The organism is Falsigemmobacter faecalis (assembly GCF_003863335.1).
In the GTDB taxonomy this organism is placed as follows: Bacteria; Pseudomonadota; Alphaproteobacteria; order Rhodobacterales; family Rhodobacteraceae; genus Wagnerdoeblera; species Wagnerdoeblera faecalis.
In genome coordinates, this window is sequence record NZ_RRAZ01000008.1 from 1 (window position 1) to 14687 (window position 14687).

At 63.4% G+C, this 14687-nt stretch carries 11 protein-coding genes and 1 pseudogene; 4 read left to right on the forward strand and 8 right to left on the reverse strand.

The window, feature by feature from the left end; all coding sequences use genetic code 11:
- Window positions 1–172 (forward strand): annotated as a pseudogene (locus EG244_RS20865) (IS481 family transposase); the annotation flags it as partial.
- An 80-nt stretch (window positions 173–252) separates the two neighbouring features.
- Here EG244_RS20865 and EG244_RS06795 read toward each other — a convergent pair.
- From EG244_RS06795 to EG244_RS06830, 8 genes are all read right to left on the reverse strand, one after another.
- Window positions 253–1224: a helix-turn-helix domain-containing protein gene (locus tag EG244_RS06795; RefSeq protein ID WP_158617259.1), complete on the reverse strand. Its 972-nt coding sequence runs from the start codon at window positions 1222–1224 to the stop codon at window positions 253–255.
- 296 nt (window positions 1225–1520) lie between these two features.
- Window positions 1521–2426, reverse strand: coding sequence for a plasmid partitioning protein RepB (repB, locus tag EG244_RS06800; RefSeq protein ID WP_199737837.1), 906 nt, complete (start codon window positions 2424–2426; stop codon window positions 1521–1523).
- Window positions 2427–2503: 77 nt separating this feature from the next.
- On the reverse strand, window positions 2504–3781 hold the full coding sequence (gene repA, locus EG244_RS06805) for a plasmid partitioning protein RepA (protein WP_124964261.1): 1278 nt from the start codon (window positions 3779–3781) through the stop codon (window positions 2504–2506).
- Between the two features lie 308 nt (window positions 3782–4089).
- Entirely contained in the window at window positions 4090–5325 is a 1236-nt protein-coding gene (locus tag EG244_RS06810) for a CaiB/BaiF CoA transferase family protein (RefSeq protein ID WP_124964262.1), read from the reverse strand.
- A 3-nt stretch (window positions 5326–5328) separates the two neighbouring features.
- Window positions 5329–6327 carry an ABC transporter ATP-binding protein gene (locus EG244_RS06815; protein ID WP_124964263.1) on the reverse strand — a complete coding sequence of 333 codons (999 nt, stop codon included), beginning with the start codon at window positions 6325–6327 and terminating at the stop codon, window positions 5329–5331.
- Window positions 6324–7313, reverse strand: coding sequence for an ABC transporter ATP-binding protein (locus tag EG244_RS06820; RefSeq protein ID WP_124964264.1), 990 nt, complete (start codon window positions 7311–7313; stop codon window positions 6324–6326). Before EG244_RS06820 ends, EG244_RS06815 begins: the two co-directional genes overlap by 4 nt.
- The gene (locus EG244_RS06825) at window positions 7310–8155 is read right to left on the reverse strand and encodes an ABC transporter permease (RefSeq protein ID WP_124964265.1); all 846 of its coding nucleotides are present in this window, start codon (window positions 8153–8155) and stop codon (window positions 7310–7312) included. Before EG244_RS06825 ends, EG244_RS06820 begins: the two co-directional genes overlap by 4 nt.
- Before the next feature lie 3 nt (window positions 8156–8158).
- On the reverse strand, window positions 8159–9172 hold the full coding sequence (locus EG244_RS06830) for an ABC transporter permease (RefSeq protein ID WP_124964266.1): 1014 nt from the start codon (window positions 9170–9172) through the stop codon (window positions 8159–8161).
- 306 nt (window positions 9173–9478) lie between these two features.
- Here EG244_RS06830 and EG244_RS06835 point away from each other — a divergent pair, with 306 nt between their 5' ends.
- From EG244_RS06835 to EG244_RS06845, 3 genes are read left to right on the forward strand one after another with little or no spacing between them, the layout of a single operon-like run.
- Window positions 9479–10774, forward strand: a complete 1296-nt coding sequence (locus tag EG244_RS06835; protein WP_124964267.1) for an acetoin dehydrogenase dihydrolipoyllysine-residue acetyltransferase subunit — start codon at window positions 9479–9481, stop codon at window positions 10772–10774.
- A gap of 33 nt (window positions 10775–10807) precedes the next feature.
- Window positions 10808–12982 (forward strand): alpha-ketoacid dehydrogenase subunit alpha/beta, encoded by a 2175-nt coding sequence (locus EG244_RS06840; protein ID WP_124964268.1) that lies wholly within the window; start codon window positions 10808–10810, stop codon window positions 12980–12982.
- Between the two features lie 41 nt (window positions 12983–13023).
- Window positions 13024–14631, forward strand: coding sequence for an ABC transporter substrate-binding protein (locus EG244_RS06845; RefSeq protein ID WP_124964269.1), 1608 nt, complete (start codon window positions 13024–13026; stop codon window positions 14629–14631).
- Window positions 14632–14687: the final 56 nt, after the last annotated feature.

Consider the following 14687-nt stretch of genomic DNA (forward strand, 5'->3'; position numbering starts at 1 on the left):
ATCAGCCGCTCAGGGCGCACCTCGGCGACGACATGGCCGCCTACAACTAGCCCGCCGCCTGAAGACCCTGAACGGCCTCACGCCTTACGAAGGCATCTGCAAAATCCGGACTTCAGAGCCGGAAAAATTGATCCTAAATCCGATCCACCAGATGCCGGGACTGAACACCTAGGCCTTGATCCCATACTGATCATTATACCTGCACTCGGCCTCCAGTGAGCCGCTGAACCCACCGCTTCTATCCGCACGGCTTCAGTGCTTAAGGCCGACCTTCGGCCCGCTCATTGAGCGTAGGAAGGCCTCGCGACGATTGCTAAGTGTCATTGCAGAAAAATAGGCTGCCGGGTTGCGGATACGGTCAATGTTTTGAATGACCAAAAGCAGGCTCATCACCGTCATCGGTGCACCGATGCTGAAGCTGGCCCTTTCGATAAGTGACGCGGGCACGCCGATCCATTTTCCGAGAACCTGCCCGGTAAGATTCAGATCTTCATTCATAGCATTCTGGAGCAGATCCAATGCCTCTGGGGCAAAGAGTCTGGCTTTGGCCATGAGATCAAAGTCAGTTTCAGAACCAGGCTTTATAACAATCTTGATTCTTTCTTTTGTAGTGTCAATTTGGCAGTCATTCTGACTGTCACTGACATGCGTTTTGCCTGCTGTTTCAGTGGAACCGTTGAGGGTGTGGAGCACGGCCTTAATCTCAGCAATGAGGATCTCAAAGCAATTTACGCTCAGCTTGCGGCGCAAATCCCGACGCCAGGATGTCAGTTGATCTTCTGATAGGCCCACAAGCGTGCATTGATAGAGAAGGGCGCCCATTTCTTTACGAAGGTGCCGGATACGGGCCTGTTTGTTACGCTGCATCTCAGCGGCGTCGGCGATCTGATCCGCAAGCTCACGCATCGGGGTAAGATCGATGCCGAAGATCAGATCATCAAGGCCCTCCGTGCGCAGCGCATAGCGCTTGCCATTGGGGCTGCTGACCCGTCGGGCCAGGCCCGCACTGATCAACGCAGTGAGATGGCGGCGAAGCGAGCTTTGTGAAATACCTTCCGCACGCTCACAGATCTTGCGGTTCCCGGCAAAGACGATGCAGCCCTGGTCCATAAAGCTGATCAGCGCCCGCAGCGTGGTCAGCACCGGGCGCGCGAGGTTGAAATGCTCGCGCGCTTCGACCAGATCGCGAAAGATTGGCCAGAACTCTTCGGAGGTTTTGGGCATGACAGGGCAGGGCATCCGGCGCGGCGCCGAATGCAGGGCAGGGCTGTGAAACATATGTCATCACGGCAGGGCATCGCAGGCCATACGAAGTCGCTTTCCGTCCGCCGTAACACAGGCGTGACAGAAAAATGGTACAAATCATTTGTCCCGCACGAAGGCAGGCTTGACGTTTGTTAAACCGGGCTGCTAGATCAGGTTGCTACACGTTGATCAGGGCTCTCCGGGGGTGACTTCGGGGGGCTCTTTTCTGCTCTGGGATCGTGCTCCTGAATTGAGGGTTACGGGACTGGGATGCGTCAGGGCTGACGCGCGGCTTTCCAGCGTTGCTGGATCTCGATGGCAATCTGATCGATATTCTGATCCAGCCAGTCTGTGAAATCTTTGTTGGCAGTGCGCTCAATGCTCAGCGCAATCTGACGGCTGCTGCCGCGATAGGTCATCTGCGGGGCGTCTTCCTTGCCAACGAGACGGAAATCCCGGGCTGAAATCGCTTTTGCCGGCTTCTTTGGCGCAGTTTTGTCCGGTTCCTGCACAACGGCAGCCTTCAGCCGGGTCAAAGCGGTGCGGAAGCGATCATTGCTGTCATCGAGCGCTTCAAGGGCCGGGGCGATATGGGCTGCGGCCTCTGGTCCGAAACTTTGAACCAGATCACCGAGTTCACGCCAGGGTCTGCGGCCAATTTCATGGGCCGCACCAATGAGGCTGATGACATCTTCGCCGGTATCTTCGGCGACTTTGATGAATTTCGACACTGAGTAGCGGTCGATATTCAGCGCCTCACCGATTGTGGTGATGTCAAAGCCCTGCTCCTGAAGGCTGCGGGCAAAGAGTGCCTTCTCGATATAAGACGGATCAAGGCGCAGGTTGTTTTCCTGGCCCTGGGCAATCACCGCATCTTCATCCTTAACGTGACGGATGATGGCCTTAATGGTCTGCGCCTGGTCAAGCTGCCGAATGGCGGCCAGACGGCGGCGGCCGTAGATGATCTGATAGCGATCGGGACGGTCGGGCAGGGGGCGCACCATGATCGGTACGATCTGACCGTGTTTGGCGATCGCGCGGGCCAGATCCTGGATGCCCGGATCATCCAGCGCAATACGGTCTTTGATGTCCGAGGCGATGATTGAATCCAAGGCGATCTCGCGCACGGAGTTATTCGTCAGATCCATCAGCCCGCTGCTGAGGCGGTTCACAGACATCATCCGACCGGCACCGGAATTCGGTCCCTGGTCCAAATTTGGATTGGTTTTATCAACAACACCGGCTGCGCCGGCCTCGATCATACCGAAGAGCTTGCGTGCCATTCGCGACCCCAGACATTTTGAAGGATTGCCTCGATCTCATCAGCAACCGCATTGGAACTCTTTAATGCCCGCTCAAGCGTTGAGCGGACAAGTTGTTTTGGATCAACCTCATAGAGGGTCTGATGGGTCATCCCGGCATCAGAAATCGCGGTCGATTTCAACATCGGGTTGATCAGCACCTGCTTGCCAAGGATATGGCGCAGATAGCTGGCCATCTGGGTCTGCGGGCCGTCGGACGGCTCATATCGGGTGATCAGAAATTTCACGAAATCCCACTCATGGGTCTGACCGAGCGAGTTGGAAATCGCCGTCATCGTGCCTGCGGCCATCTTCAGAAACTGGCTCATTGAGGCAATATCAAGCATGCCCGGCACTACGGTGACCAAAAGCCCGGTCGAGGCCGCCAGCGCGGTCAGGGTGATGAAGCCCAGCTGCGGCGGGCAATCGATCAAAACCAGATCATAATCATCGCGCACACCATAAAGCGCCTCTGTCAGCCGCACCGCAAAGATTGACTGGCGCGGCAGGCCCGCGGCATTTCCGGCGAGCGCATTGGCGGTCTCGGTCTCATATTCCGACAGGATCAGACTGGCGGGGGCGACGTCGAGATTGGGGAAATAGGTCTTGCGGATCACATCCCGCATCGGACGCCGCGAGGTTTCGGCCTCTGCATCGTCATAGCAGAGCGCATCATAGATCGTCAGGCTGTCGTCCTGCTCAAAGTCGATCTCGGGACGAAAGCCAAAAAAGGTCGAAAGTGAGCCCTGAGGGTCCATATCAATCGCCAGCACCCGATAGCCGCGCAGGGCATAGCGGTGTGCCAGCGAGATGGTGGTGGAGGTTTTCCCCGAGCCGCCTTTAAAATTGACGACCGAGATGACCTGCATCTCGTCGTCACTGCGGCGGCCAGGCTTGTAAAGCTCACCGTTTTTACCGGTGCGATACATGATTTCGCGCAGCTGAAGGATTTCTTCAGCCGAATAAAGCCGGTGTCCACGGGCGTCGGTCTCAACTTCCGGGAAGGAGCCGTCGTTGTGGCGCTGGCGCAGGTTTGAGGCGGAAATTCCCGTCATATCAGCGACTTCGCTGACGGTGAACTTGCGAAGGGTTTTGCGCTCGGTCGGGCGATAGGCCTTGCGCATTTCCTCATCAAGCGAAGCGGCAAGCGCTTCGGCATAGCGGTTCAAAGTCTCTGCGCCGACCCCGGATGCTGCCGGGTCGGCGGTCTGGTGCAGGCCTGCTGTTTGCGTCATCACTGCCTCTTGCGGACCTCTGCGCGTCTTCACGCTGCCCGTCTCTATTATCGCTGTTGAGCGTGAGTACACATTGCACGATGTGTTGTCACCTATCAATCGTTTTCTGACGGGGGAGATTTCCTGGTATTGCCCCGCAGTTTCAACGGATTAAGCGCTAAGGCCGACAGATTTTTCGCGACATCGCTTCCTGATTTCGCCCCGATCCGCTGCGGATGAGGCCGCCAAAAGCGTTGAAAGGACGAATCGTGATCCCATACCCTTCACGATTCTGTGGCCTGCGCACCAGTGCGAACTCAGCGGTGCCGCTACAGAGCCCCGCCTGCCGGTGGCTGCCAGATCCCGACCACCCCCGCCCGGGCAAGTGCCTCAATCCGCTCAGGTGAGAGGCCAAGGACGCGCTGCAGCAGATCGGCGCTGTCCTCGCCCAGCATCGGCGGCGCTTTGACGACCCGGTCGGCCTCGTGCTGCGCGGCCAGTCCCTGTGCCGGGCCGATGACGCGCAGATCCCCCAGATGCGGGTGGCTCAGCGTGCGGATCACACCCCGCTCTGTTACCGAAGGGGCAGAGAGCGCCTCTGCCACGGATTTCACCGGACCGGCGGGGACATCCGCCGCGCGACAGGCCGCAAGCCAGTGCGCTGAGCTTTGCGTCAGCATCACCTCGCCGATCTGCGCCAGCAGCGCGGGTCGGTTGCGCGCCCTTGCGGCGGCCGTGGCATAGTCAGGGTCGGTCGCCATGTCCGGACGCCCTATGACCTTGTTGCAGAAATCCCGGAACATCCGATCATTGCCGACCGCCAGCGCGAACTGCCCGTCTGCGGTGTCGAGCAGCTGGTAGGGCACCACGCTCGGATGGGCATTGCCGTAGCGGCCAGGCTCGACCCCGGCGTTCAGATAGCCGGTGCCCAGATTGATCAGCAGGTTCAGGGTGGAATCGAGAAGGGCCACATCCAGATGCTGTCCCTGCCCGGTGTCACGGCGCTGATAGAGCGCGGCAAGGATCCCCTGCGTCGCATGCATCCCGGCCACCACATCGGTAAAAGCAACGCCAAGGCGGCTCGGGGGGCCACCTTCCGGACCCGTGACCGCCATCAGCCCGCTTTCGGCCTGCATGATGAAGTCATATCCCGGCCGCTCGCGTTCCGGCCCGGTCTGTCCGTAGCCCGAGATGGAGCAGAAGATCAGCCCCGGATTGATCTCGCGCAGCGCGTCATAGCCAAGGCCCAGCCGCTCCATGGTGCCGGCGCGAAAGTTTTCAACAATCACATCGGCTTTGGCGGCGAGATCGCGGGCGATGGCCAGACCCTCAGGGGTTTTCAGATCCAGCGCCAGGCTTTGCTTGCCGCGATTGGCGCAAAGATAATAGGTGCTGACCCCCTTATGGCTGGGCACCGACCAGGCGCGGGTGTCATCGCCGCCCCTGATGTGTTCGACCTTCCAGACCTCAGCGCCCAGATCCGCCAGCGACATGCTGGCCCAGGGACCGGCGAGAACGCGGCTGAAATCAAGCACGCGGATGCCTTCAAGCGGCAGCTTTTGCATGGGTTACACCTTCTCTTCGAGGGGAGCGGGGCTCGGGAAATGACAGGCCACGGCATGGGCGTGACCAAGATCGCGCAGGGCAGGGCGCTCTGCCGCGCAAAGATCGGTGGCTTTCGGGCAGCGGCTGCGAAAGGGGCAGCCCGACGGTGGGTTCATTGGCCCCGGCACCTCGCCGTGCAGAATGATCCGCTGGCGGCCGCGCTCGGTCACGGGATCCGCGCGCGGCACGGCCGAGAGAAGCGCCTCGGTATAGGGATGACGCGGGGTCGCATAAAGGGCCGCTTTCGGGGCCAGTTCAACGATCCGGCCCAGATACATCACCGCCACCCGGTCACAGATGTGGCGTACCACCGACAGATCGTGCGAGATAAAGAGATAGGCGGTGCCCTTCTGCCGCTGCACCTCGCGCAGCATGTTCAGCACCCCGGCCCGAACCGATACATCCAGCGCCGAGACCGGCTCATCGAGCACCACCAGATCCGGATCCGGTGCAAAGGCCCGCGCAATCGCCACCCGCTGGCGCTGTCCGCCCGAAAGCGCATGGGGATAGCGCTCGGCATAGCTCGGGTCGAGCCGCACCATCGTCAGGATTTCATGCACCTTGTCTTTGCGCGCTCCGGCACTCAGCGGCATCAGGCGCAAAGGCTCGGCAATGGTGTCGCCGATCCGCATCCTTGGGTGAAGCGAGCCATAGGGGTCCTGAAACACCATCTGGATCTGCGCCCGCAGCGCGCGCATCCCGGCTGCAGAAAGCCGGTTGATGTCGCTTCCCCGGTAGAGCGTCTCGCCCCCCGTCGGCTCAATCAGGCGCAGCAGACAGCGACCGAGGGTGGATTTTCCGCAGCCCGATTCCCCCACCAGCCCGAGTGTTTCTCCCTGGTTGAGGGTAAATGACACCCCGCTCAGCGCCTGCAACTCTCCGATCACGCGATCAAAGATCAGCCCGCCGCGCAGGGGGTAAGATTTGCGCAGATCGCGCACCTGAAGCAACGGCTCGGTCATCGGCACTCCCCGTCCTGCCAGGCGAAATGACAGCGGGCCTCTGCCGCGCCGTCGGGCGCGCGTCGCAGGGGGGGCGGTGTTTCCCGGCAGATGGCCCCGGCGCGGTCGCAGCGCGGCGCAAAGGGGCAGCCTGGCGGCAGCGGTCCTGCCGGCGGCGGGGTGCCGGGGATGGAGTAAAGCGCCTCTCCGGGCTGGCTCAGATCGGCGCTGGCGGCCATCAGGCCGCGGGTATAGGGATGCGCCGGCCGGGCAAAAAGCGCATGCACCGGGGCCTGTTCCACCACCTGGCCCGCATAGACCACCGCCACCCGGTCGGCATAGCCGGCAAGAACGCCCAGATCATGGGTGATCAGAACCAGGCCCAGATTGAGCCGCTTTTGCAGGTCCGACAGCATCTCCATGATCTGCGCCTGAACCGTCACATCGAGCGCCGTCGTCGGCTCATCAGCGATCAGCAGCGCGGGAGTATTGGCGATGGCCATGGCGATCATCACCCGCTGGCGCATCCCGCCGGAGAACTCATGCGGGAAGGCGCGCAGCCGGTCGCGGGCCTGGGCGATTGCGACACGCTCAAAAAGCTCAGTGGCGCGCTCCTCAGCCTCCCTGCGGGTGAGGCGGGGGTTGTGCAGATAAAGCGCCTCCATAATCTGCGCGCCCACCCGCATCACCGGGTTCAGCGAGGACAAAGGGTCCTGAAAAACCATCCCGATCTGCGCACCGCGGATCTTTTGCAGCGCCGCGCGCGGCAGTTCCGCGATCTCGCGGCCCTGAAACCGCACCGAGCCCCGCACTTCAGAGCCCTCCGGGTTCAGCCCCAGTGCCGAGAGCATGGCCAGCGATTTCCCCGAGCCGCTTTCGCCGACGATGCCGAGGACCTCTCCGGCGGCAAGCGACAGCGAAAGGCCGCGCACCGCCTCGCGGGCGGCGGCCCCGCGACCAAAGCTGACCCGCAGGTCGCTGACCTCAAAAAGCGGCGTGTGGCTCATTCGGACCTCGGGTCGAAATAATCATGCAGGCCGTCCCCGATGAAGTTAAAGCCCAGCACAATGCTGAGGATCGCCAGACCCGGTCCAAGCGCCACCCACCAGGAATAAAACTGCGAGGCGCCGTCCGAGATCATCGCTCCCCATTCCGGCGTCGGCGGCGTGGCCCCAAGGCCGATGAAGGACAGCGAGGCCGCCAGCAGAATGACCTGGCCCAGATCCATCGTCGCGCTGATCAGAACCGGCGTCCAGCAGAGCGGCAGAATGTGGCGTGTCAGCACCCGAACGCGCCCCGCTCCGGCGGCGCGCGCGGCCTCCACATGCTCGCGCTCGCGCACCTCCAGGACCTGGGCGCGCATCAGCCGCGCATAGACCGGCCACCAGACAATCACCATGGCAATGGCCGCATTGCCAAGCCCAGGCCCCAGCGAGGCTGCCACCGCCATGGCCAGCAGCATCGGCGGAAAGGACAGCGTGACATCCGCAAGCCGCATGATGACGCCCGAGAAGACCCCGCCCATATAGCCTGCCAGCGCCCCAAGCCCGGCCCCGATCGCCACGGCCGTCGCCACCACCGCCAGCGCCAGCGGCAGCGAATGGACCGCCCCGTGCAGCGTGCGCGACCAGACATCGCGGCCAAGCGCATCGGTCCCCAGCCAATGCGCCGCCGAGGGGGGCTGCAACCGCCGCCCCGCCAGATCCAGCGGATCATAAGGCGCCATCAGGGGTGCGGCGAAGGTCGCCAGCAGCCAGAAGCCAAGGATGACCAGCCCGCAGGCCATCGGCAGCTTCAGCCAGCGCGGGCGGAGCGGCCCTGTTGCAAAGGATCTCGCGGCGGCCCTCATGGCTTACCCCGGCCGCACGCGCGGATTGGCAATGACATAGGCAATATCCGTTACCAGATTGGTTATAAGAAAGATCACCCCGCCCACGATGGTCACCCCGATGATCGCCGGATAATCAAGCCCCCGCGCGGCTGAGACGGCATAAGAGCCCATCCCCGGCCATGAAAAGATCGTCTCGGTCAGCACCGCCCCGGTCAGCAGATAGGCAAAAGAATAGCCGATCACCGTCAGCGTCGGCACCAGGGTGTTGCGCAGCGCATGGCGCAGCACCACGCGCAGCTCTCCGGCGCCCTTGGCGCGTGCGGTGGTGATGAACTCACGGTGCAGGATCTCAATCATATTGGCCCGCACCAGCCGCGAGATCGTCCCCGCCACCGACCAGCCCAGCACGCCCGCCGGCAGCAGCAGATGATAAAGCGCATTGCCAAAGAGCCGCAGATCCCCGGCAATGAGAGTGTCGAGGGTCATAAACCCGGTGACTTGTGGCGGCGTCGTGGCCCGTGGATCCAGCCGCCCCGGCCCCGGCAGCACGCCCCATTGCACCGAAAAGAGATACAGCAGCGCCAGTCCCATCCAGAACACCGGGATAGAGGCTCCGATCAGCGCCAGAAGCCGCGCCAGATGATCGACAATGGTATTGCGCCAGACCGCCGCCACCACGCCGAGGGTGATCCCGGCACCAGCGCCAAAGATCATCGCGGCCGTGACCAGCTCCAGCGTGGCGGGCAGCCGCGCCATCACATCCTGCGCGACGGGGCGGCGGGTGATGAAAGAGGTGCCCATATCCCCGGACATAAGGTTTCCCAAATAGGTCACATAGCGCTCTGGCAGGGATTTATCGAGGCCCCAGCGGGCCTTGGCGGCGGCCACCACCTCAGGGTTTGTCATCTGTCGGTCTGAGATGATCCCCGCCAGCGGATCGCCGCGCGTGACCGAGGTCAGCGCGAAGGTCAGAGTGATGATCCCCAGGATCAGGAAGGGCATCGCCAGCAGGCGGCGCAATATATAGCCTGTCATCCGCCCCTCCCTTCGGCCTCCGCAGGCCCGGCCTGGCGCGCGCGGACCTGCTTTGAAACTATTGACGGGGGTCCGGGCAGGCGTCAACATAAATGAAAATAATTTTGATTTTCGGATACTGCAGGGCTGTGTCGCCCCGCCGGGACGATCTTGGAGGGCGGCGATATATCTGGCCTGCAACCGGACCTGCACCGGATTGCTGTGAGGGAGGCCCGGAGCGAGAGTTCTTGCATTTCGAATTTAATGATGGAAAATTCGGGAAAATGAACCGAATCTCGCCGTCGGTCGAAAGCTGAAGGATCTGCCATGCCCGTGCCGGTGCTCTACCCTAAAGTCTCACTGGAAGAAGTCACCGGCCGCATCAGCCGCTGGCTGGTGGCCGAAGGGGAGGAGGTGTCCGAAGGTCAGGTGATCTTTGAAATTGAAAACGACAAGGCCGCCGTGGAAGCCGAGGCCCCGGCCTCCGGACGCCTGATCGCGCGGATCGCCGAGGGTCAGACGGTGGAGGTCGGCGCGACAGTCGCTCAGATCCTCCTCGCGGGCGAGGGAAGGCCGGAGGTTCCGCCCGCGCCGCAGCCCGGCGCGCCGGAGGGGGTGCACCCCCCCGCGGTCCCCGCGCGGCCCGCACCGGGGCAGGGGGAGGGCCGCGCGCCCAATCCCACGCCCCTTGCGCGGCGTATGGCGCGTGAAAACGGGCTTTCACTCGAGGGGCTTGCGGGAAGTGGCCCGCGCGGGCGGGTGCAGCGCAGCGATGTGCAGGCGCTGCTGGCCAATGTCGGGCGCGGTCAGCCGGTCAGGACGGCAGAGGCCATCCCCGGTGGCGCGCGCACGTCCGGGGCAGACATTCTCAATCATCGCTGGCTGCGCGAGGGCGAGGGCCTGCCGCTGGTGTTGCTGCACGGCTTCAGCGCGGATCTGAACGCCTGGCGCGGGTTCCTCGCCGCCTCGCAGATCCGTGCTCCGGTCCTGGCGCTGGATCTGCCCTGCCATGGCGGCTCTCATCGCCTCTGCCCCGATGATCCCGATGCGATCGCTGCCGGGGTGGAGGCAACGCTGGAGGCGGCGGGCGTCGGCGCCTGTCTGATGGTGGGTCACAGCTTCGGGGGGCTGGTCGCGGCGCGGATCGCGGCGCGGGGGCAATGTGATCTGCGGGGTCTGGCGCTGATCGCGCCTGCCGGGCTTGATCCGCAGATCAACGGGGCCTTTCTCGCAGGCGTTCTGCGTGCCGCCACCGCCGCCAGTCTGAAGCCCTGGCTGCAGGAGCTGGTCCATGATCCGTCTCTCATCACCCCCGCCTTTCTGTCGGCCACCGAAGAGGCCCGCCGCGATCCCGGCCTCACGGCGGCGATGCAGCGCTTTGCCGCGCGGGTCTTTCCCGATGCCACTCAGGCCTGGTCGATCCGCGATGATCTGGCCGCGCTGGACCTTCCGACGCGGGTGATCTTCGGGCGCGATGACCGTATCCTGCCTTTCCGGTCGACCCGCAATCTGCCGGGGCGGGTGGCGCTTCATGCTTTTGACGCCTGCGGGCATCTGCCCCATCTTGAATACCCCCGCGCCATTGGCGCGATCCTGAGCGAGATGCGCCGCGCGCGCTCCTGAGCCTTTCCCACCTTTCAGACGACCGAGGACTTCATGGCCCGACAGATCCCCCTGGCCCCCGCGCCTGCCTGGTTCCGACTGGAGGCTGATCTGGCCGACTGGCGCAGCATCGCTCCGCAGGAGCTGCTGCGCTGGTATGGCCAGATGCTGCTGATCCGCCGCTTTGAAGAGAAACTGCTGGAGCTGGAGAAGGCCGGTCTGATCCACGGCCCCGCCCATGCCAGCATCGGCCAGGAGGCCGGGGCGGTCGGTGCCATGTCGGTGCTGCGCCGCGAAGATAAGATCAACGGCACCCACCGCGCCCACCACCAGGTGCTGATGAAGCTGGTGAACTGCGAAACCCCTCCCGGCTGGGATCCGTTGCAGGATGCCTTCACACCGGGCATGGATGCGGCCATCACCCGCTTTATGGCCGAGATCATGGGGCTGGCACCGGGCTATTGCGGCGGGCGCGGCGGCTCTATGCATATGCGGGCGGCCGCCGAAGGGGTGGTGGGCACCTCGGCGATTGTGGGGGGCAATCCGCCCCAGGCGGTGGGCTATGCGCTCGCCGATAAGCTGCTCGGTCGCGATGCGGTCTCGGTCACCTTCTTTGGCGATGGCGCGGCGCAGAACGGCGGCAGCTATGAGGCGATGAATATCGCCGCCGCCCAAAGCGTTCCGGCGATTTTCTTTGTGGAAAACAACCTCTACGGCGTCTCCACCCATATCTCGGACGTCACCCGCGAGACGCGGATGAGCGCGCGCGGCGCGATGCTGGGCATCCCGTCGATTGAGGTGGACGGCATGGATGTGGTGGCGGTGCATCTCGCCATGCGCGAGGCGCGCCGCATCATCCGCGAAGAGGGGGGCCCGGTGGTCATCGAGGCGATGCTCTACCGCTTTTACCACCAGTCGGGCAGCCGCGCGGGCAGCGATTTTGGCTATCGCAGCACGCAGGAAGAGGCCGAGTGGCGCGCCCGCGACCCGCTTGATCTGGCGAGACGGCGTCTGCTGGAGCTGGGCCTTTGCGGCGCGGCGGATCTGGACCGCCTCGATGCGCAGATGCTCAGCCGGGTGACGGCGGCGGCCGCCGCGCTGACCGAAGCGGTGCCGGGCAGCAATGTCCTGCGCATCCCCGCCGCTCTCTGGCCCGATCCCGCAACGGTGGACGACGGCATTCTGGGCGATCTGAGCGAATTTGACGGCGCGCGCTTTCTCGATCACGCCGATCTCGCGGGCCTGCCGACCGAGCGGATCAAATTCGTCACTGCCGCCTCTGAGACCCTGGCGGCGGCCATGGCCGCAGATCCCCGGATCGTGGTCATGGGCGAGGATGTGCATCAGATGCGCGGCGGCGTCTCGGGCTTTACCAAAGGCGCGCTGGAGACCTGGCCCGACCGCGTGCTGCCGATGCCGATCTCAGAGAACGGCTTTACCGGCGTAGCGGTGGGGGCCGCGCTCTGCGGGCTGCGTCCGGTGGTGGAGATCATGTTTGGCGATTTCTGCCTCGTGGCCGCCGATCAGATCGCCAATGGCGCGGGCAAGCTGCGGCATATGTTCGGCTCGGGCTTTGGGGTGCCGCTGGTGCTGCGGGTGCGGGTCTCGCCGCATACCGGCTATGGCTCGCAGCACAGCTCTGATCCTTCGGCGCTGTTTGCCATGTTCCCCGGCTGGCGGATCTTTGCGCCGACCACGGCCTTTGATTATATCGGTATGCTGAACACGGCTCTGCGCTGCGAAGATCCGGTGGTGATCCTCGAGCACAGCGCCTTTTACCAGGAAGAGCATGAGGTGCCTCAGGGCGACCGCAGCTTCTGCCTGCCGCTGCAAAGCGCGCGGGTGGTGCGGGCGGGACGTGCCTGCACGGTGCTGGCCACTTCGGTCATGGTCGGCCAGGCGCTGCGGGCCGCCGATGAAAGCGGCATTGATGCCGAGATCATTGATCTGCGCAATCTCGATATGAACGGGCTCGACTGGCAGACCATCGGGGCCTCGGTGGAAAAGACCGGCCGGGTGATCCTGGCCGAGCAGACCGCGCGCGGCCTTTCCATGGGGGCGAGCTGGGCCGATGGGCTGCAATCGCGCTTCTTTGACAGCCTTGATTATGAGATCCTGCGCGTCACGGGGGGGCTTGCGGCGCCTGCGGTCTCGGCGGTGCTGAACCGCGCCGCTCTGGGCCAGGTCGCAGATCTCCGCGCCGCGATGGAGCGCATCACCGCTTTCTGACTAAGGAACTGACCGCTGGCAGCCACAGGGAGGGGAAACCCATGATCGGCAGACTGCAACGCTCAACGACCCGTCTGATGCAATTATTGCTTACCAGCGCCGCGCTTGGTGCGGCCACCCTGCCGGGGGCGGCGCTTGCGGAAAAAGCGCTCATCATCGCGCGGGATATGGATATCAATGCGCTTGATCCGGCGCGGGCCTGGTGTGACACCTGCCAGATCTACAACACTTCCGTTTATGAGCAGCTGGTCACCCTGGACCGCGACAACAAAGTCGTGCCGATGCTGGCCACCTCCTGGGAGATCAGCCCCGATCAGAAGGTCTTTACCTTCCGGCTGAACCCGGCGGCGACTTTCTCTGACGGCTCTGCGGTTGAGGCGGCGGATGTGAAATGGTCGCTGGAGCGGCTGAAGCATATGAAGGCCAGCGGCTCTTTCCTGGCCGAGCCGATTGCCGCCATTGAGACCCCCGATGCCGCCACCGTGGTCATCACCCTGACCGAGCCCAGCTCTGAATTTCTGAGCCAGGTCTCGGCGGGCTATATGGCCATCATTAACAGCGAAGTGGCCGCCGCCAATGGCGCGCTCGCCGATGAGACCGCCGCCGATAAAGACGGCGCAGAGACCTGGTTTCTGGAAAATTCGGCCGGCAGCGGACCTTTCGTTCTGACCCGCTATGAGCCGAATTCTGAGCTGCGCCTGACCCGCAACGCCGCGTACTGGGGCGAAAAACCCGCCCTGCCGGAAGTGGTCTTTCGCCAGGTGAAAGATGCCGTCGCCCAGGCGCAGATGCTGCAATCGGGCTCGGTCGATCTGGCGATGCAGATTGATCCCGAAACCGCCCGCTCGCTTCAGGGGGTTGCCGGGGTCAGCGTGACCACGCTGCCCTCGTTCAACTTCGTCTATGTGGCGCTGTCGCCCGCCGGAAAAGGCGCGCCTTCGCCCATGGGTCCTGAGGTGCGCGAGGCGATCTCGCTGGGGATTGACCGCGCCTCGCTGATCGATTTCACCCTTGGCGGCGAGGGCCGCATTCAGCCCTCGCCGATCCCCCTTGGGTTCCCCGGCGGTGACGGCCATGAAGAGCCGCAGTATAACCCGGAAAAGGCCAAAGAGCTGCTGGCGGCGCAGGGCCATTCCGGCGGTTTTACCCTGCCGGCGATCTATCCGGATCTGAATGTCTACGGCGTGGATTTCTCGCTGATGATGCAAAAGATCCAGCAGGATCTGAACAAAATCAACGTGAAGCTGGAGCTTCAGCCGGTGCCTCTCGCCAATTGGCGCGAGATCGCGAATACCGATCATATCCCCTTCACCGCCGTTTTCTTTGCGCCGGATTTCTACGGGGCGAGCCAATATGTCGATGTCTTCGGACTGAGCGAAGGTTCGGTCTGGGCGAACCGGGCGGGGGGCGCGAAGGACCCTTCCATTCTGAGCACCCGCACGAAAGAGCTGACGGCTCAGGCGCTTGCGGCCCCGGATGCAGAGGCGGCGGCGAAGATCTGGTTTGAAGCGGGTGAAGAGATGATGAAGGCCCGCATCATCCTGCCGATGGTCTCGCCCAATCTGGTGCTGGCGCATGGCGATGGCATCAAAGGCGTGCGCTACAGCGCCTGCTGCAACCTGCCGCTGTCGGAAATCACTGCCGAATAAGGACGGCAGCGCAAAGAAAGAGGGGCGCGGCAGAGATCTGTCGCGCCCCCTTTTCA